This window comes from Streptomyces sp. NPDC054863, from assembly GCF_053610825.1.
Genome location: NZ_JBSGZD010000110.1, coordinates 7989 through 23263 on the forward strand (window position 1 = coordinate 7989; position 15275 = coordinate 23263).

Here is a 15275-nt window from a genome sequence, read left to right on the forward strand (position 1 = left end):
TCGTTCATCGCCATGCGGCTGAACGTCTCGCGGATGTCGCGGGCCGCGGCGATCGGGTCGGGAGTGCCGTTGGGGCCCTCCGGGTTGACGTAGATCAGGCCCATCTGGACCGCGCCGAGCGGGTTCTCCAGCTCACGGTCGCCGGTGTAGCGCTCGTCGTCGAGCCAGGTGGTCTCGGGACCCCAGTAGACGTCCTCGTCGGGCTCCCAGACGTCCGCCCGGCCGCCGGCGAAGCCGAAGGTCTCGAAGCCCATCGTCTCCAGGGCGACATTGCCGGTGAGGACCATGAGGTCGGCCCAGGAGAGGTTCTGGCCGTACTTCTTCTTCACCGGCCACAGCAGACGGCGGGCCTTGTCCAGGCTGGCGTTGTCCGGCCAGCTGTTGAGCGGGGCGAAGCGCTGCTGGCCGGCCCCGGCGCCGCCGCGGCCGTCGCTGATGCGGTACGTGCCCGCGCTGTGCCAGGCCATCCGGATCATGAGCGGGCCGTAGTTGCCGAAGTCGGCCGGCCACCAGTCCTGCGAGGTCGTCAGCACCTCCGCGATGTCGCGCTTCACGGCCGGGAGGTCCAGGCTCTGGAACGCCTTCGCGTAGTCGAACTCCTCGCCGAGCGGGTTCGCCACGGCGGGGTTCTTGGCGAGGATCTTCAGATTGAGGCGCTCCGGCCACCACTGGCGGTTGCCGCCACCCTGCGTGGGGTGCGCGGCACGCTCGTGCGCGACCGGGCACCCGCCCGTCCCTCCCGCTTCCTCGGTCTTCGCATCGGTGACGATCGCATCGTGGTTGTCAGCCATGGGAATCCTCTCGCAACTGGGCAGTTCGGCAGGTCGAGTGAGCGGGTGGCCGTACGCCGGACTGCCTGGTCCTTCGGCCCGTCCGGCGATACCGTCCCTTCCGGCCCTTCGCCAGGAAGCGATCCTATGGTGGACAGGTTCCAGGTCAAGAAGCGCACCTGTTCCATATTTCATCCGCACCCTGAACAACTGCCTTTAAACTCCCGGTACTTCTCCGTACTTCTCCGACCGATCGGGTGGTCCTTCATGAGTGACCTGCTTCAGCGGCTGCGCGGGCGCGGCTGGCGGATGACCTCCCAGCGGCGTGTCGTCGCCGAGGTGCTCGACGGCGACCACGTCCACCTCACGGCGGACGAGGTGCACGCGCTCGCGGTGGGCCGGCTCCCCGAGATCTCCCGGGCGACCGTCTACAACACCCTGGGCGAAATGGTCTCCCTCGGCGAGGTCACCGAACTCTCCACCGACGGCCGCGCCAAACGGTACGACCCCAACGCCCACCGTCCGCACCAGCACCTGGTGTGCTCCGGGTGCGGTGTCATCCGCGACGTGCACCCGGCCGGAGACCCGCTGGACCACCTTCCCTCCGACCAGCGCTACGGCTTCACCGTCTCGGAGGCGGCGATCACCTACCGGGGACTGTGCCCGGCCTGCGGGTGACGGGCAGGGTCGGTCAGTTGCTCAGGAGGAAGTCGATGAACCTGTCGAACTCCACCTTGTTCGTGCTGGAGACCCGGAGTTTGTCGCGGAACAGCAGGGGGATGTCCTTCGGCACCGCCTCGGCCAGCAGCAGCGGGACCACGACCCTGGTCGTGTCTCCGCTCAGCTCGGCGTTGAGGATGGCGCCGTACTCGGCCCTGGTCCAGCCCCGTTCGGAGATGTGCCTGCTGATGCACGGAATGACGTAGTGGCTGCCCCGGAGCCCTTCCTCGATCTTCTCCGTGACCCGGTCGCCGAAGGTGATCTGCTCCTTGTCCAGCCAGTAGCTGATGCCTCTGGCGGCCAGCGCCTCGGCGATTTCGGACACCTCCTTCGCCGTCTCCGACGCATGGCAGAGGAAGACGTCGTACTTGAACATCTGACCTTCCTTCCGTCGCGACTCCGCCGACACGAAAGGAATCCTGGTCCGTTCCACGGACCAGGACCGCGCCAGCACCCCCGCCGCGTAGAACTTGACCAGCCCGGCGTACCCGGGGAACGGGATGTGGGCGCAGGTGGCCGTGAGCTCGTACGTCCGCTTTCCCGCACGGATCTCGCCGCGCACCTGGTCGGAGTAGAACTCCAGGGAGAAGTGGTTGAATCCCTGCTTGAGGAAGACCGGCTCCTGGAGCTGGGCGACCCGCGTCAGAACGCCTTCGCGGAACACGCCCAGCCGGGCGACGGTGGACTCGTCGGCCATGTCCTGCGGCGCGGTGTAGAACGCCAGGAACGTCCAGTCCCGGTCCGCCCGGCACACGAGACCGGCGCCCGTGGCGGCGGAGTCGGACAGCCGGATGTCGGCGGAGACGGAACCGTTCAGAATCCTGCCCGGCGCGAGATCGACGGTGTAGGACGCCTCGTAGGGGCCCATGCCGCCACCGATACCGGCGATCATCGCGGAGCCGGCCTGGGTCCACTCCCGGCTATCGGACGAGTGCCAGTCGCTCACTGAGTCTCTCGCGCTTCTCTTCCAGATCGCTCCGGTGTTCCGGGAGCCGTCGGATCAGTTGGTCGGCGACGGTGATCGCGTCCACCAGCAGTGCGGTCTCGACCTGTTCGTCCTCCTCGTGCACATCGAGCCAGCCGCTGCGTGCCTCCTCGTGCACGACGCTCTTGCGCCAGTTGTTGAGCAGCCCCGTCACCTCGGGCTCCTGGAGGTATGCGTCCACGAGTTCGTGGACGAGCATGGACGTCTCGTCCATGTGGCGGTGCTGTCTGAGGTCGACCAGCTCGCCCATCATGCGGCTCGCTTCGAGCGCGTTCCCCATGGCCATGACCTGAGCCTCGGTCCGGAGCATCCGTGCGATCTCGGCCTGAAGCATCTCCTTCATCCCGGCGAGATCGCCGGAGGCCATGTCCGACAGCATCTTCTCCTTCGTGCGCTCGGCCAGGTAGCGGGACACCACGCTGCTGACCAGTGCGTGCACGGGGCTGGTCACCACCTCGGCCCTGGGCGCCAGACCGATGGTCTCCGCGGTGGACACCACCTCGCGGGTGCCCTCGCGGAGCGTCGCCCCGATGGTGAATTCCGAACCGTCCACCTGCGCCGGGTCGATGCCGAGACGCAGCGCGAAGTTGAAGGTGTCCTGACCCCGCAACGGCCGCAGTGAGTAGCAGCGGTCGACCTTCTGGAGGGAGGCCAACTCCTTGTTGACCGACACTCCGGCCGGCAGACTCAGCTCCACCCTGGGCCGGTCGAGGACGATGGTGAGCGCGCTACGGAACTCCTCCTCAAGGATGTTGTCGATACCCGAGTCGGATATGTACCAGAACCGGCCTCCCGAGGCCGTGGCGATCGCCTCCAGGAGGTCCTCCTGGAAGTCGGCGCCTATCCCGATGGTGGAGGATGTGATGCCCTCGTCCCGAGCCCGGGAGGCCACCGCGGCGAGAGCCGTCTTCTTGGTCTCGCCCGCGTTGGCCTGACCGTCCGAGAGAAGGATCAGGCGGCCGTAGTGATCTGCCGTCATGTGGCTCTGCAGTTCCAGCAGTCCCTGGTACCAGCCGAGCGAGAGGTTGGTCATGCCACCGGGCTGGACGGCCCCGATCCGCTCCTCGACCTGGGACCTGGGCGTCTGGGGATTGACCACGACCTGGGCCCTGTCGTCGAAAGTGACCACGGTGAACAGGTCGTCGCCTTTGATCCGCCGGAAGATGTCCACGCAACTGCGCTTGGCCGTTTCGAGTTTGTCCGCCGCTGCCATGCTGGAGCTGCGATCGATGACCAGGCAGAGATTCATCGCGGTGCCCGAGCGGCCGATGTTCTCGTCCGTGCGGCAGCGGACCTCGATGACCACATCGAATTCCGTCACCGCGTCGTCGCGGGCCAGAGGCCGCTCAGGCAGGACGAGGATCTGAACGGGTAGATCGTCCATGTGTGTCCCCCTAGGAATGAACCAGACAACCACACACCCGGCTTCCGGGGGGAGCCGCTGAGCAGCAATCAGAAAGCCGCGCAAGCGCGTCGCCCGGTCGCACTCGCCGGTCCTGACCGTCGAAGCCCGGCCCCCGTGCCCCGCTCGGGGCAGGGAGGCGCACTCGGAACACCGCTCCGGAACGCCCGTGGACCTGGACCCGGCCTTCCCGCTCAACGGCGATGACGTGCACCGACGCGCACCGACGTGCACCGGGGCGTGCTGAACCACCGGCGCTGCGGCTCCCGCGCCGCGGTCTTGCCGGGGGTGGCAGCGACTGCCTCGGCGGCTCCCTGTCTGCCGGGCGACCGGCTCTCCGTACGTACCCGTGGTGGCGCTGCCGGAGCCCCCTCCCCGCGCCTTCAGGACCGTCCTCCCCGGTCCTTCGCCCAGCCGCGCCTACGCACTTGTACGTAGGCGGTGCGGCCGAGCGTGCGGGCTCGCCGGCACCGGGCCCGGTACCGGCCTTCGGCGGCAGGTCAGGCAGCAAGGTCAGTCGGTGGCGCGGCGCTGGCAGGCGACGCAGTACCGCGTGTGGGGGAGGATCTCCAGGCGCTCCACGGGGACGGCCTTGGAGCAGCTCAGACAGGCGCCGTAGGTCCCGCCGTCGATGCGGGCGAACGCCTCGTCGATCTCCTTGAGGGTCCGTCCGATCGCCTCGGCCTGGGCGGACATCAGGTGGTCGGTCGCGCTCTGCCCGCTCTCCCTGATGGCTCGCAACTGGGAGGTGCGGGTGCTGCGGGCGTGTTCGAGGCGCCGGCGCGCGTCGTGGGCGGTCAGCCGTCCGGAGTGGGGAACGGTCTGTGAGGTGTCCAGGGACATGTGACGAGTCCTTTACGAAGGGGGGGAGGGGAGGGGCGGAAGAGGCGCGGGGACGGGGTACGGAGTGCGGGGCACGGGGCGCGGGGTGCGGGGTGCGGTGCACGGGGCGCGCGGCAACTGGTCACCCTCGACTCTGCTCGGCTCCCCGTCGAAAACCCATCGGGCACAGGCCCCATTCGTGCGGGGCCGCGACAACCACGGGCCAGAGGCGGATGGGTATCGCGATGCCTCCGATATGGGGAGTGAAACCCATGGACTGCGCGCCAAATCCAAGGCAGAGTGGGCCGGGATCGGTTGAATTCAGAGGTTGTGGCTCCGTCTCGGGGTGTGCGACGGCCGACAGCAGAGCTCCACGAGGTCGGACCGCAGAAGAAGGAGTTTCCCCGGTGTCGCTGTTCTGGCGGGTCTTCGGGCTCAACGCGCTGGTGCTGGGCGCCGCGACGGCGCTGCTGCTGTGGGCACCGGTGACGGTCTCCGTGCCGGTGCTGCTGACCGAGGCGTTCATCCTGGTGGGTGGTCTCGGCGTCATGCTGGTCGCCAACGCCGCCCTGCTGCGCTGGGGTCTCGCTCCGCTGGGCCGGCTGACCGGGCTGATGACCACCGTCGACCTGCTGCGCCCCGGACAGCGGCTGCCTGTGCCGGGACCCGGCGGCGGCAGTGAAGTGACCGACCTGGTACGCGAGTTCAACGCGATGCTCGACCGGCTGGAGCACGAACGGGCCACGTCCAGCGCGCGCGTACTGCTCGCCCAGGAGTCGGAACGCCGCCGCATCGCCCAGGAGCTGCACGACGAGGTCGGGCAGAGCATGACCGCGATCCTGCTGGTGCTCAAACGGGCCGCGGACGCCGCCGACGCGCCGCTGCGCGAGGAGTTGCAACAGGCCCAGGAGATCACCAGGGACGGCCTGGACGAAGTCCGCCGCCTCGTCCGCCGTCTGCGCCCGGGCGTCCTGGACGACCTGGGGCTGGTCAGCGCCCTGACCTCGCTCACGCACAACTTCGCCACCCACACCGGGCTGCACGTGGTGCGCCACTTCGATGCCGGCCTGCCCGCACTGGAGCAGCAGACGGAACTCGTTCTCTACCGGGTGGCCCAGGAGAGCCTGACGAACGCGGCCCGGCACGCGGACGCGGGCCGCATCGAGGTGAGCCTGCGCCGTGCCGAGGAGGCGGTGGTGCTGGAGGTGGCCGACGACGGCCGCGGCATCGAGGCCGCCTGCGAGGGCGCCGGGATCCGCGGCATGCGCGAACGGGCCCTGCTCGCCGGGGCCGCACTGCACCTGACCTCCACGCCCGGTACCGGCACCCGCGTCCGCCTCACCGCCCCCTCCCCCAGGAAGTCCTGACCATGCCCGCCGCTGTGCCCGACCTCATGTCCGCCGCTGTGCCCGACCTCATGTCCGCCGCTGTGCCCGACCTCATGCCCGACCCGGCCCGGCCCCCCGAACCCGCCACCGTCCCGGCGCCGTTCGCGACCACGCCGGTGCCGGCGCCGACGTCCATCCGCATCCTGCTCGCCGACGACCACGCCCTCGTGCGCCGCGGCGTACGCCTGATCCTGGAGCAGGAGGCGGACCTGAGGGTCGTCGCCGAGGCCGGGGACGGCGCCGAGGCCGTCGAGGCGGCCCGCGCCCAGGACATCGACCTGGCGGTCCTGGACATCGCCATGCCGCGGCTGACCGGCCTTCAGGCCGCCCGCGAGCTGGCCGCGCTCAAGCCGGGCCTGCGCATCCTGATGCTCACCATGCACGACAACGAGCAGTACCTCTTCCAGGCGTTGAAGGCCGGCGCCTGCGGATACGTACTGAAGTCCGTCGCCGACCGCGACCTGGTCGCCGCCTGCCGGGCGGCGATGCGCAACGAGCCGTTCCTCTACCCCGGCGCGGTCACCGCCCTGATCCGCAACTACCTGGACCGGGTCCGCCACGGCGAGGAGAACCCCGACCACCTCGTCACGCCTCGCGAGGAGGAGGTCCTCAAGCTGGTCGCCGAGGGCCACTCGTCCAAGGACATCGCGGAGCTGCTGTTCATCAGCGTCAAGACGGTGCACCGCCACCGGGCCAACCTGCTGCACAAGCTCGGCCTGCGCGACAGGCTGGAGCTGACCCGGTACGCGATCCGCGCCGGACTCGTCGAACCCTGACCTCCGCCCCTCCTGCCCCTGCCCGCCGGGGGACCGGCCGCCCCGGCCGTAACCCAGGATCCCCACCAGGCCTCCGCCCCAGGCCCCCGGCACCCGAACACCCGGAAAGGGGACGGTGCATGCCCTCGACACCCCGCACCGTCCCGTCGGCACCTGGCACCGCCTCCTCCGCCGGCCACCGCCTGGCGGCATCGCTCGCCGTGCTCCTCGCCGTCCTGCTGGCCATGCTCCCCGCGCACACCGCGCCCGCCGATGCCGGTCCGGCACGGAGTACAGCCGCGCCGACGACCACGGCCCCCGACCCCACGCACGCGGGCCCCCGTACGGACGCCCCCCGGACCGTTGACGACGCGGCCGGCACCTGCCGTGCGGCTGGCTCTTGGACCGGTGCTGTCGCGGCCACCAGCCCCCGCATCGACGCGCCGGGGGCCGCCGATTGCGCGTCCACCACCCCTCGTGCGGATGCCTCATGGGCCGGTGACGACGCGCCCGCCAGCCCCCGTATCGACGCGCCGGGGGCCGCCGATTGCGCACCCACCACCGCCTGTACGGACGCGCCGGGCGCCGCCGATTGCGCACCCGCCGCCTCTCGTACGGACGCGCCAAAGGCCGCCGATTGCGCACCCACCACCCCTGGTACGGACGCGCCAGGGGGTACCGATCGCACACTCACCGCCCCTCACGCCGACGACCCCTCGGCCCCCGGCCGCGCGGCCCAGGCCGGGGCTCGGTACGAGTGGCTTGCCGAGCGTCCCGCCCTGCCGGACCATCACCCCGCAGGCCCCCGCGGTGCCGCCCTTGACCCGTCCCGCGCGCCGTACGCCCCCGCGTCCGGCGTGTGCCCGCCCGTTTCTCCCGGCCGGTCGGCCCACGACCGCGGCCGGGCGCCTCCCGCGCCCACCGGCAGCTGACGCGTCACCACCCTTCCCTCTCTCCGCCGCGGTCGCGCCCACCGCTGCCGCGGCATGCCTGCCGGAGGCTCCTGTTGAAACGCCGGAAACACTCGCTGCGCACGCGCGCACTGCTCGCCCTCGCCGTGCTCGTCGGATCGCTGGCCCTCGCCCTGACCCTGCCGGTCCGTCTCGGACTCGACCTGCGCGGCGGCACCCAGATCGTGCTGGAGACCCGCTCCACCCCCACCACCCGCGCCGACCGCGAGGCCACCGACCGCACCGTCGAAGTACTGCGCGGGCGCATCGACGCACTCGGCGTCGCCGAACCCACCCTCGTCCGCTCCGGCGACCACCGCATCGTCCTCGAACTGCCCGGCGTACAGGACCCGAAGAAGGCCGCCGACGTCCTGGGCCGCACTGCCCAGCTCACCGTCCACCCGGTGCTCGGCCGGGCCGAGGCCCCCGACGCCCCGGCAGCCAAGACCCCCACAGCCCCGGGTGACGCGGCCGAGCACCGCGTCCTGCCGGACGAGTCCGGGCAGCCCCTGCGGCTGAAGGCCGCCGCTCTGACCGGGCAGGACGTCAAGGACGCGGACGCCCGGATCGACCCGCAGAACGGTGCCGGTCGGCACGTCACCGTCGACTTCGCCGACACCGGCCGTGACCGATGGCAGCAGGTCACCGCCCAGGCAGCGTGCCATCCTGCCGGCGACCCGCAGCGCCGGGTCGCCATCGTCCTCGACGGCAAGATCATCTCCTCGCCCCAGGTCGACCCCTCCGTCCGCTGCGGGACGGGCATCCCGGGCGGCAGCACGCAGATCACCGGCTCCTTCGACGAATCCGAGGCCCGCGAACTGGCCCTGCTCATCTCCGGCGGCGCCCTCCCGGTACCGGTCGAGACCATCGAACAGCGCACCATCGGCGCCACCCTCGGCGACGCGGCCATCACCGCGGCTGCCCGGGCCGCCGTCATCGGAACCGCCCTGACCGCCCTGTTCGTCATCGCCGTCTACCGGCTCATGGGCCTGCTCGCGACCGTGGGCCTGGCCTGCTACGGACTGATCTCCTACGCGGCCCTGGCCGCGCTCGGCGCGACCCTGACCCTGCCGGGGCTCGCCGGTTTCGTCCTCGCCATCGGCATGGCCGTGGACGCCAACGTCCTGGTCTTCGAGCGCGCCAGGGAGGACTACGCCGCCCGCAGGCGTCCCAGTACCCGCTCGGCGCTGACCGCCGGATTCCGCGGCGCGCTGAGCGCCATCGCCGACTCCAACATCACCACACTGATCGCCGCGGGCCTGCTGTTCGCCTTCGCCTCGGGACCGGTACGCGGCTTCGGCATCACCCTCGGCATCGGCGTCCTCGCCTCCATGGTCAGCGCACTGCTGATCACGCGGGTGCTCGCGGAGTACGCGGCGAACCGCCCCGCCGTCCACCGCCGCCCCCGTATCACCGGCATCGCGAGCACCGGATGGGTCCGCGACCGGCTGCTGCGCCGCGACCCCGCCCTCATGCGCCGTCCGCGCCGCTGGCTGGCCGTTTCCGCCGCGCTCCTCGTCATGGCGGTCTCCGGCATCCTCGTACGCGGCCTGGACCTCGGCATCGAGTTCACCGGCGGCAGGCTCGTCGAGTACGCCACCAGCAGCCCCGTCGACCCCGACCGGGCCCGCACCGCACTCGCCGACGCCGGGTTCCCCCGCGCGCTCGTCCAGTCCTCGGGCGACGCCCGGCTCACGGTCCGTGCCGAAAGGCTGACCCACGCCGAGACGCTCACCCTCACCGACACCCTCAGCCGGCTCGGTGGCGAAGCGAAGAAGGTCCGCGACGAGCTGATCGGCCCCGCCCTGGGCGACGAACTGCGCCGCAACGCCCTCGTCGCCTTCTGCCTCGCCCTCGGCGCCCAACTGCTCTATCTCGCTGCCCGCTTCCGCCTGCGGTTCGCCACCGCGGCGGTCGGCGCGCTCGCCCACGACGTGCTCATCCTCGTCGGCGTGTTCGCATGGCTCGGCAAACCCGTCGACGGCATCTTCCTGGCCGCCCTGCTCACCGTCATCGGCTACTCGGTCAACGACTCCGTCGTCCTCTTCGACCGCATCCGCGAACTCCTCGCCCGGGACCGCGGCGCGCCGCCGGCGCGCCTGGCCAACCAGGCGATCCTGCAGACCCTGCCACGCACCGTCAACACCGGCATGGGCGCGGCGCTCATCCTCACCGCCCTCGCCGTCCTGGCCGACGACGCACTCACCGACTTCGCCCTGGCCCTGCTCATCGGCCTGGCAGTGGGTACCTACTCCTCCGTCTTCACCGCGACCCCCCTCGCCCTCGCACTGCACCCGCGCCGGGCCCCGGCCCCCCGGTCCCGATGCCGCACCCCACTGGCCGGAGGCGGCGAGCCGTGATCTGCTCGGGCAGAAGAACCGGCAGCCGCCCCACCGGTGCGCGACGTCGGGGCGGGAGCGGGCAGCCACCCACGACCTGCTGGAGGGCAGCATGGGCCACGACCACGGCGCCCCGACCGCCACGTCCGGAACCCTCAGCGGCAGATACCGCAACCGGCTCCTGTGGACCATCGGCATCAGCGCGTCGATCACCGTCATCCAGGTCGTCGGTGCGCTGCTCTCCGGCAGTCTGGCCCTGCTCGCCGACGCCGCGCACAGCCTGACGGACGCCGTCGGCGTGTCCCTGGCCCTCGGCGCGGTCACGCTCGCCCAACGCGCCCCCACCCCGCGCCGCACCTTCGGCTTCTACCGGGTGGAGATCTTCTCCGCCGTCCTCAACGCCCTGCTGCTCCTTGCGATCTTCGTCTGGGTGCTCTGGTCCGCGATCCGCCGTTTCCACGAGCCGGTCGAGGTCAAGGGCGGGCTGATGTTCGTGGTCGCCCTGGGCGGACTCGCGGCCAACCTGGTCGGCATGTGGCTGCTGCGCGACGCCAAGAACGACAGCCTCAACATGCGCGGCGCCTACCTGGAGGTGCTCGGGGACGCGCTGGGGTCGGTCGCGGTCATCATCGGCGGCCTGGTCATCCTGTTCACCGGCTGGCAGGCCGCCGACCCGGTCGCGTCCATCGTCATCGGACTCCTCATCGTGCCCAGGGCCTACGGGCTCCTCCGGGACGCACTGCACGTCCTGCTCGAAGCCACCCCGCAGGACACGGACCTGGGCGACGTACGCAGACACCTGCTCGACGAGCCAGGCGTGCTGGCCGTGCACGACCTGCACGGCTGGACCGTGACCTCCGGCATGCCGGTCCTGACCGCACACGTCGTGGTGTCCCCCGAAGCGCTGGCCACGGGCCCCGAGGGCTACGCCGGGCTACTCGGCAGGCTGCAGGCGTGTGTGGGGGACCACTTCGACATCGCGCACTCCACGATCCAGCTGGAACCGGAGGGGTACGTGGAGACCTCCGGCGCACTGCACCACTGAGCCGGGGCCGCGATTCCCGAACAGCCTCTTTAGGCCAATGATCCGGACGGGACGGGCTTCCGACCCGAGTTCCGCACGCAACGCCGCTGCCGGGGCGTCGACTCTTCCGCGCGTCCGGGGGCGGCGAGCGGGTGCGAAGGCGACGGCGACGCCGTTCGCCTACGGGAACGTACGCAGCGCGGAATCCCCGTGAGCCGGGTGACCTCTGAGGTGTGTGGGGCGTACGGGACTCCATGTGGGCGGACTTGCCCGATGGTGCGGCGGGACGGGTGTGCCCGCGTGAATTTGCCTGCCGTGCCGAGCGGCGGGGCCGGGCGGGGCGGGTACCGTTCCGGCCGCTTCGGCGGGTAAGAGGTGCCGCGGCCCGCGGACTCGTACAACACCCCTGTACACAAGCGGAATTGAGCCGCCGGGGGTGTGGGTCCAGGTGCCGACGGGCCCTTGTGAGGCGTGACAGCGCCTGGTTAGGCTCCGGCTCGTTTCATTTCCTTCTTATTTTCTGCAAGTTCTTGGATGAGTTGTGAACGGGTTCGTTCGCGAGGCGGGGAGGGGGCGGGGGTGACGGAGACGGCCGAGTCCCGGGCGAGCGACATCCCGCCGCCCCCGCCCGTTCCCGCGACGACCGGGTCCGCGCCCCGCGACATGCGCCTCTTCTGGTGGTCCAACACGGCCGACGCCCTCGGCAGCCAGACCTCGGGCGTGGTGCTCCCGCTGCTGCTGCTCGCCCTCGGGTACCCGCCCGCGACCGTCGGCGTCATCGTGGGGGCTTCCGCGGCCCTCGGCCTGCTGCTCGGTCCGCCGGCCGCCGTACCCGCCGACCGGGGAGCGCGAAAGCCGGTCATGGTGTGGTCCGCGAGTGTGGCCGCGCTGGCCATGGCGGGCGTGGCCGTCGCGGTCGCCTCGGGGCGCCCGCCGCTGGCGCTGGTGCTGGGCGCGGTGGTGGTGGAGCGGTTCTGCACGGCCGTGTACGAAGCGGCCTCACGCGGCACGGTCGCCATGATCTGCCCCCCGGCGGGCTACCCCAGGCTGGTCGCCCGCCTCGAAGTGGGGGACCGGATCGCACTCGTCCTCGGTCCCGTGCTCGGCGGTGCGCTCTACCAACTGGGCCGCGCCTGGCCCTTCGTGGCCGACGCCCTGTCGTACGCCGTGACCGCCCTCTGCATCCGGTCCATGCGCGCGGACCTGAGCGCTCCCGGCGCGCGGACGGCGGCCGGGCCCCGGGAAACAGGGGCCCCCGCAGGCACGCATGACGCGGGGACCCATGACGCGGGAACCCAAGACGTAGGAGCCCAAGACGTAGGAGCCCAAGACGTAGGAGTCCATGACCTAGGAGCCCATGACGCGGGAGCCCCGGACGCACGACCCGCGGCCGAGACCGACAGGCCCCGCCCCCGGTCCCACACCCGCACCCGCACCCGCACCCGCATCCGCACCTTCCTACGCACCGAACTCGCCGCCGGACTGCGCCTCGTCGCCGGTTCGGCCGTGCTCCGGCTCGTCCTGCTCTGGACCTCCGTCGTCAACGGGGTACTGGCCGCCCTCTACTTCGGCATGCTCCTCACCCTCCAGCGCGAGGGGCACAGCGGTACCGCCACCGGCGCGGTGCTGGCCGTGGCGGGGGCGGCCGGCATCGCGGGCGCCCTCGGCGCCCCCGCGCTCGCCGCCAGGATCGGCCCCGCGCGCAGCGTCCTCGCCGTGACCTGGGTTCTCGTACCGCTCACGGCCACCTTGGCCGCGGCCCGTTCGCCGTGGGCCCAGGCGGCCCTGTTCGGCGGGATCTGCCTGACCATGCCGGTGGCCACGGTCGTCCTCCAGTCCCGGGCCATCGCCACGACCCCGCCGCACCTCCAGGCCCGCGCCGGAGCGGTCCTCGCCACTGCCGCGGGCGCCGCCGGCGCGCTGGGGCCGGTGGCGGCGGGCGTGCTCGCCGCGCGGGTCGGCGGCGGCGGACCCGCGCTCGGCAGCGCCGCGGTCCTCACCGTCCTTGCCCTGTACGTCAGTTGGGCATACCTCCGCACCCCGGCGCACCCCGGAGGGACCGCATGAGCGCCCGCCCGGCGGCCCCCCGCCCCGAGGACGGTCCCGCGCCGGCCTACCGGGTCTTCCGCCCCGAGCTGCCCGAGGTGTGTGCGGCCGACCCCGCACGGATGGTGTTCACCGCCGACGCGCAGGGCCGCTGCGAGGTCTTCACCTGGGACGCCGGAACCTCCGCCGCCCGACAGGTGACCGACAGACCCGGCGGCACCTTCCACTGCTCCATCGACGCCGACGCCCACGTGTGGTGGTTCGAGGAGGACGCGCACGCCCACGGCAGGTGGCGGTTCCAGGCCTTCGACGGCGGGCCCGTGCGCGACGGCCTGCGCGGCGTTCCCCCGGGGCGGGCCCGCGGCCTGGCGGTCAGCGCGAGCGGCGCCGTCGCCCTCGCACTGGGCGACGACGCCGGCACCACCGTCCACGGCGGCCCCCGTGGCGGCGCTGCCCGCACGGTGACCCGCCTGGCACGCCACGCCCACCTGACCGGCATCAGCGGCGACGGCGAACTGCTGGCCGTCGGCGGGCAGGCGCGATCGGCGCACGCCGTCACCGTGTTCCGCACCCGCGACGGCAGCCGCGCAGCCGCGCTGGGCCCGCAGGGCGGCGCGCTGTGGGCCCTCGGCTTCGGCCCGGCGGAAGGCCAACACGACCTGCTGCTCGTACGGGAGGACGCGGAGCGGTACGTCCTCGCCACCTGGCGGCCGGGGGAGTCCGTGCGCACGCACACCTGGTGCACGTTCGACACGGAGATCACCGCCCGCTGGTGCCCGGACGGCAGGGCCGTGCTGATCCGCCAGGACCGGCACGGGCGCAGCGTCCTGCACCGCGCCGACCTCCGCTCCCGCACCCTGAGCGTCCTGCCCACCGCCCCGGGCACCCTGCTCGACGCGGCGGAGCACGCCCACGGCGACGTACACACGCTCTGGACCAGCACCACCCAGCCGCCGCGCACGGTTTCCAGCGCGGGCACCCCGCTGCCGTCCCTGCCCCGGCTCGCCGATCCCGTACCGGGCGCACAGCACGACGTGTGGACGCCAGGGCCCGACGGGGACCTGCACACCCTCGTCACCCTCCCGGCCGAGGCGCGCGGTCCGCTGCCCACCGTGTTCCTCGTCCACGGCGGGCCCGCCGACCACGACCGGGACGCCTACGACGGCACCGTGCACTCCCTCGTCGCCTCCGGATTCGCCGTGGCCCGCGTCAACTACCGCGGCTCCACCGGGTACGGACCCTCCTGGCGCGCCGCGATGACCGAGGGCGTCGGACTCACCCAGGTGAACGACCTCGCCGCCGCCCGCGAGGACCTGGTGGCCCGCGGCTGGGCCGACCCCAAATTCCTTGCCCTGTGGGGGACTTCATGGGGCGGCTACCTCACTCTGCTGGCGCTCGGCAGCCGCCCCGGACTGTGGCGGGCCGGCGTGGCGGTGAAACCCGTCGCCCACCTCGCCCACGCCCACGCCACCACGACCCCGGCACTGCGCGCCCTCGACGAACGGCTCTTCGGCGGCACTCCCGAAGAGGTCCCGGAGCGCTACGCGCGCAGCTCCCCGCACACCTACCTCCCGCACCTCGAAGCACCCCTGCTCGTCGTCGCCGCCCGGCACGACGCGAAGTGCCCGCCCGGCCAAGTCCTGGACTACACGGCCGACCTGGCGGCGCACGGCAAGCGGCACGAGGTGCTCTGGCTCGACACGGGCCACGACGGCTACGACGGCGCGGACCACGTCCACGTCCTGCGCAGTGCCGTCGTCTTCCTCGACCGCGAACTGCGCGGTCGACGGCGCACCACCCCCACAGCGCCCTCCGCCACCCGGCGGGGGGAGTCCGGCCGCAGCACGGCGCACCATGCGCCCGCAGCGGCCGGAGCAGCCCCACCGCACCTCACGGAAAGGACAACAGATCATGCAGAAGGACATCATTCACAACGACCCGCTCGCGGGTGACGAGGAAAACCGCAAGCCGAGCGTCGGCATCACCGTGACGGTTCCGTTCCGCAACACCGAGGAAGGCGAGGACGAGGAGTAGGCACACCGCCACTCCCGTTCCGAAGGACCGGTCCGGGGCG

The 15275-nt window shown here is 72.1% G+C and carries 13 protein-coding genes; 9 read left to right on the plus strand and 4 right to left on the minus strand.

Annotated features, from left to right (window positions below; genetic code table 11):
- Positions 1 to 791, minus strand: a 791-nt coding sequence (locus ACWGIG_RS20445; protein WP_453323045.1) for a peroxidase family protein, incomplete at its 3' end; no start/stop codon positions are given.
- A gap of 246 nt (positions 792 to 1037) precedes the next feature.
- On the opposite strand from ACWGIG_RS20445, the gene ACWGIG_RS20450 reads away from it, so the two are divergent.
- Entirely contained in the window at positions 1038 to 1448 is a 411-nt protein-coding gene (locus ACWGIG_RS20450) for a Fur family transcriptional regulator (RefSeq protein ID WP_453323046.1), read from the plus strand.
- A 13-nt stretch (positions 1449 to 1461) separates the two neighbouring features.
- Here the strand turns inward: ACWGIG_RS20450 and ACWGIG_RS20455 are convergent, their stop codons facing one another.
- The 3 genes from ACWGIG_RS20455 to ACWGIG_RS20465 form a co-directional block, all read right to left on the minus strand.
- Positions 1462 to 2436, minus strand: coding sequence for a toll/interleukin-1 receptor domain-containing protein (locus ACWGIG_RS20455; RefSeq protein ID WP_453323047.1), 975 nt, complete (start codon positions 2434 to 2436; stop codon positions 1462 to 1464).
- The gene (locus tag ACWGIG_RS20460) at positions 2411 to 3859 is read right to left on the minus strand and encodes a vWA domain-containing protein (protein WP_453323048.1); all 1449 of its coding nucleotides are present in this window, start codon (positions 3857 to 3859) and stop codon (positions 2411 to 2413) included. Before ACWGIG_RS20460 ends, ACWGIG_RS20455 begins: the two co-directional genes overlap by 26 nt.
- Before the next feature lie 531 nt (positions 3860 to 4390).
- A complete protein-coding gene (locus ACWGIG_RS20465) occupies positions 4391 to 4720 on the minus strand; it encodes a TraR/DksA family transcriptional regulator (RefSeq protein WP_453323049.1) in 330 nt (109 codons plus the stop codon).
- A gap of 386 nt (positions 4721 to 5106) precedes the next feature.
- Here ACWGIG_RS20465 and ACWGIG_RS20470 point away from each other — a divergent pair, with 386 nt between their 5' ends.
- From ACWGIG_RS20470 to ACWGIG_RS20505, 8 genes are all read left to right on the plus strand, one after another.
- On the plus strand, positions 5107 to 6066 hold the full coding sequence (locus ACWGIG_RS20470) for a HAMP domain-containing sensor histidine kinase (RefSeq protein ID WP_453323050.1): 960 nt from the start codon (positions 5107 to 5109) through the stop codon (positions 6064 to 6066).
- 74 nt (positions 6067 to 6140) lie between these two features.
- On the plus strand, positions 6141 to 6863 hold the full coding sequence (locus ACWGIG_RS20475; protein WP_453323056.1) for a response regulator: 723 nt from the start codon (positions 6141 to 6143) through the stop codon (positions 6861 to 6863).
- Between the two features lie 119 nt (positions 6864 to 6982).
- Positions 6983 to 7774 carry a hypothetical protein gene (locus ACWGIG_RS20480; protein WP_453323051.1) on the plus strand — a complete coding sequence of 264 codons (792 nt, stop codon included), beginning with the start codon at positions 6983 to 6985 and terminating at the stop codon, positions 7772 to 7774.
- A 74-nt stretch (positions 7775 to 7848) separates the two neighbouring features.
- The gene (secD, locus tag ACWGIG_RS20485) at positions 7849 to 10152 is read left to right on the plus strand and encodes a protein translocase subunit SecD (RefSeq protein WP_453323052.1); all 2304 of its coding nucleotides are present in this window, start codon (positions 7849 to 7851) and stop codon (positions 10150 to 10152) included.
- Positions 10153 to 10243: 91 nt separating this feature from the next.
- Positions 10244 to 11176 (plus strand): cation diffusion facilitator family transporter, encoded by a 933-nt coding sequence (locus tag ACWGIG_RS20490; protein ID WP_453323053.1) that lies wholly within the window; start codon positions 10244 to 10246, stop codon positions 11174 to 11176.
- 558 nt (positions 11177 to 11734) lie between these two features.
- Positions 11735 to 13222 (plus strand): MFS transporter, encoded by a 1488-nt coding sequence (locus ACWGIG_RS20495; protein ID WP_453323054.1) that lies wholly within the window; start codon positions 11735 to 11737, stop codon positions 13220 to 13222.
- On the plus strand, positions 13219 to 15153 hold the full coding sequence (locus ACWGIG_RS20500) for an alpha/beta hydrolase family protein (RefSeq protein ID WP_453323055.1): 1935 nt from the start codon (positions 13219 to 13221) through the stop codon (positions 15151 to 15153). The genes ACWGIG_RS20495 and ACWGIG_RS20500 overlap by 4 nt, the downstream gene beginning before the upstream one ends.
- On the plus strand, positions 15113 to 15235 hold the full coding sequence (locus ACWGIG_RS20505) for a hypothetical protein (RefSeq protein ID WP_362421079.1): 123 nt from the start codon (positions 15113 to 15115) through the stop codon (positions 15233 to 15235). The genes ACWGIG_RS20500 and ACWGIG_RS20505 overlap by 41 nt, the downstream gene beginning before the upstream one ends.
- Positions 15236 to 15275: the final 40 nt, after the last annotated feature.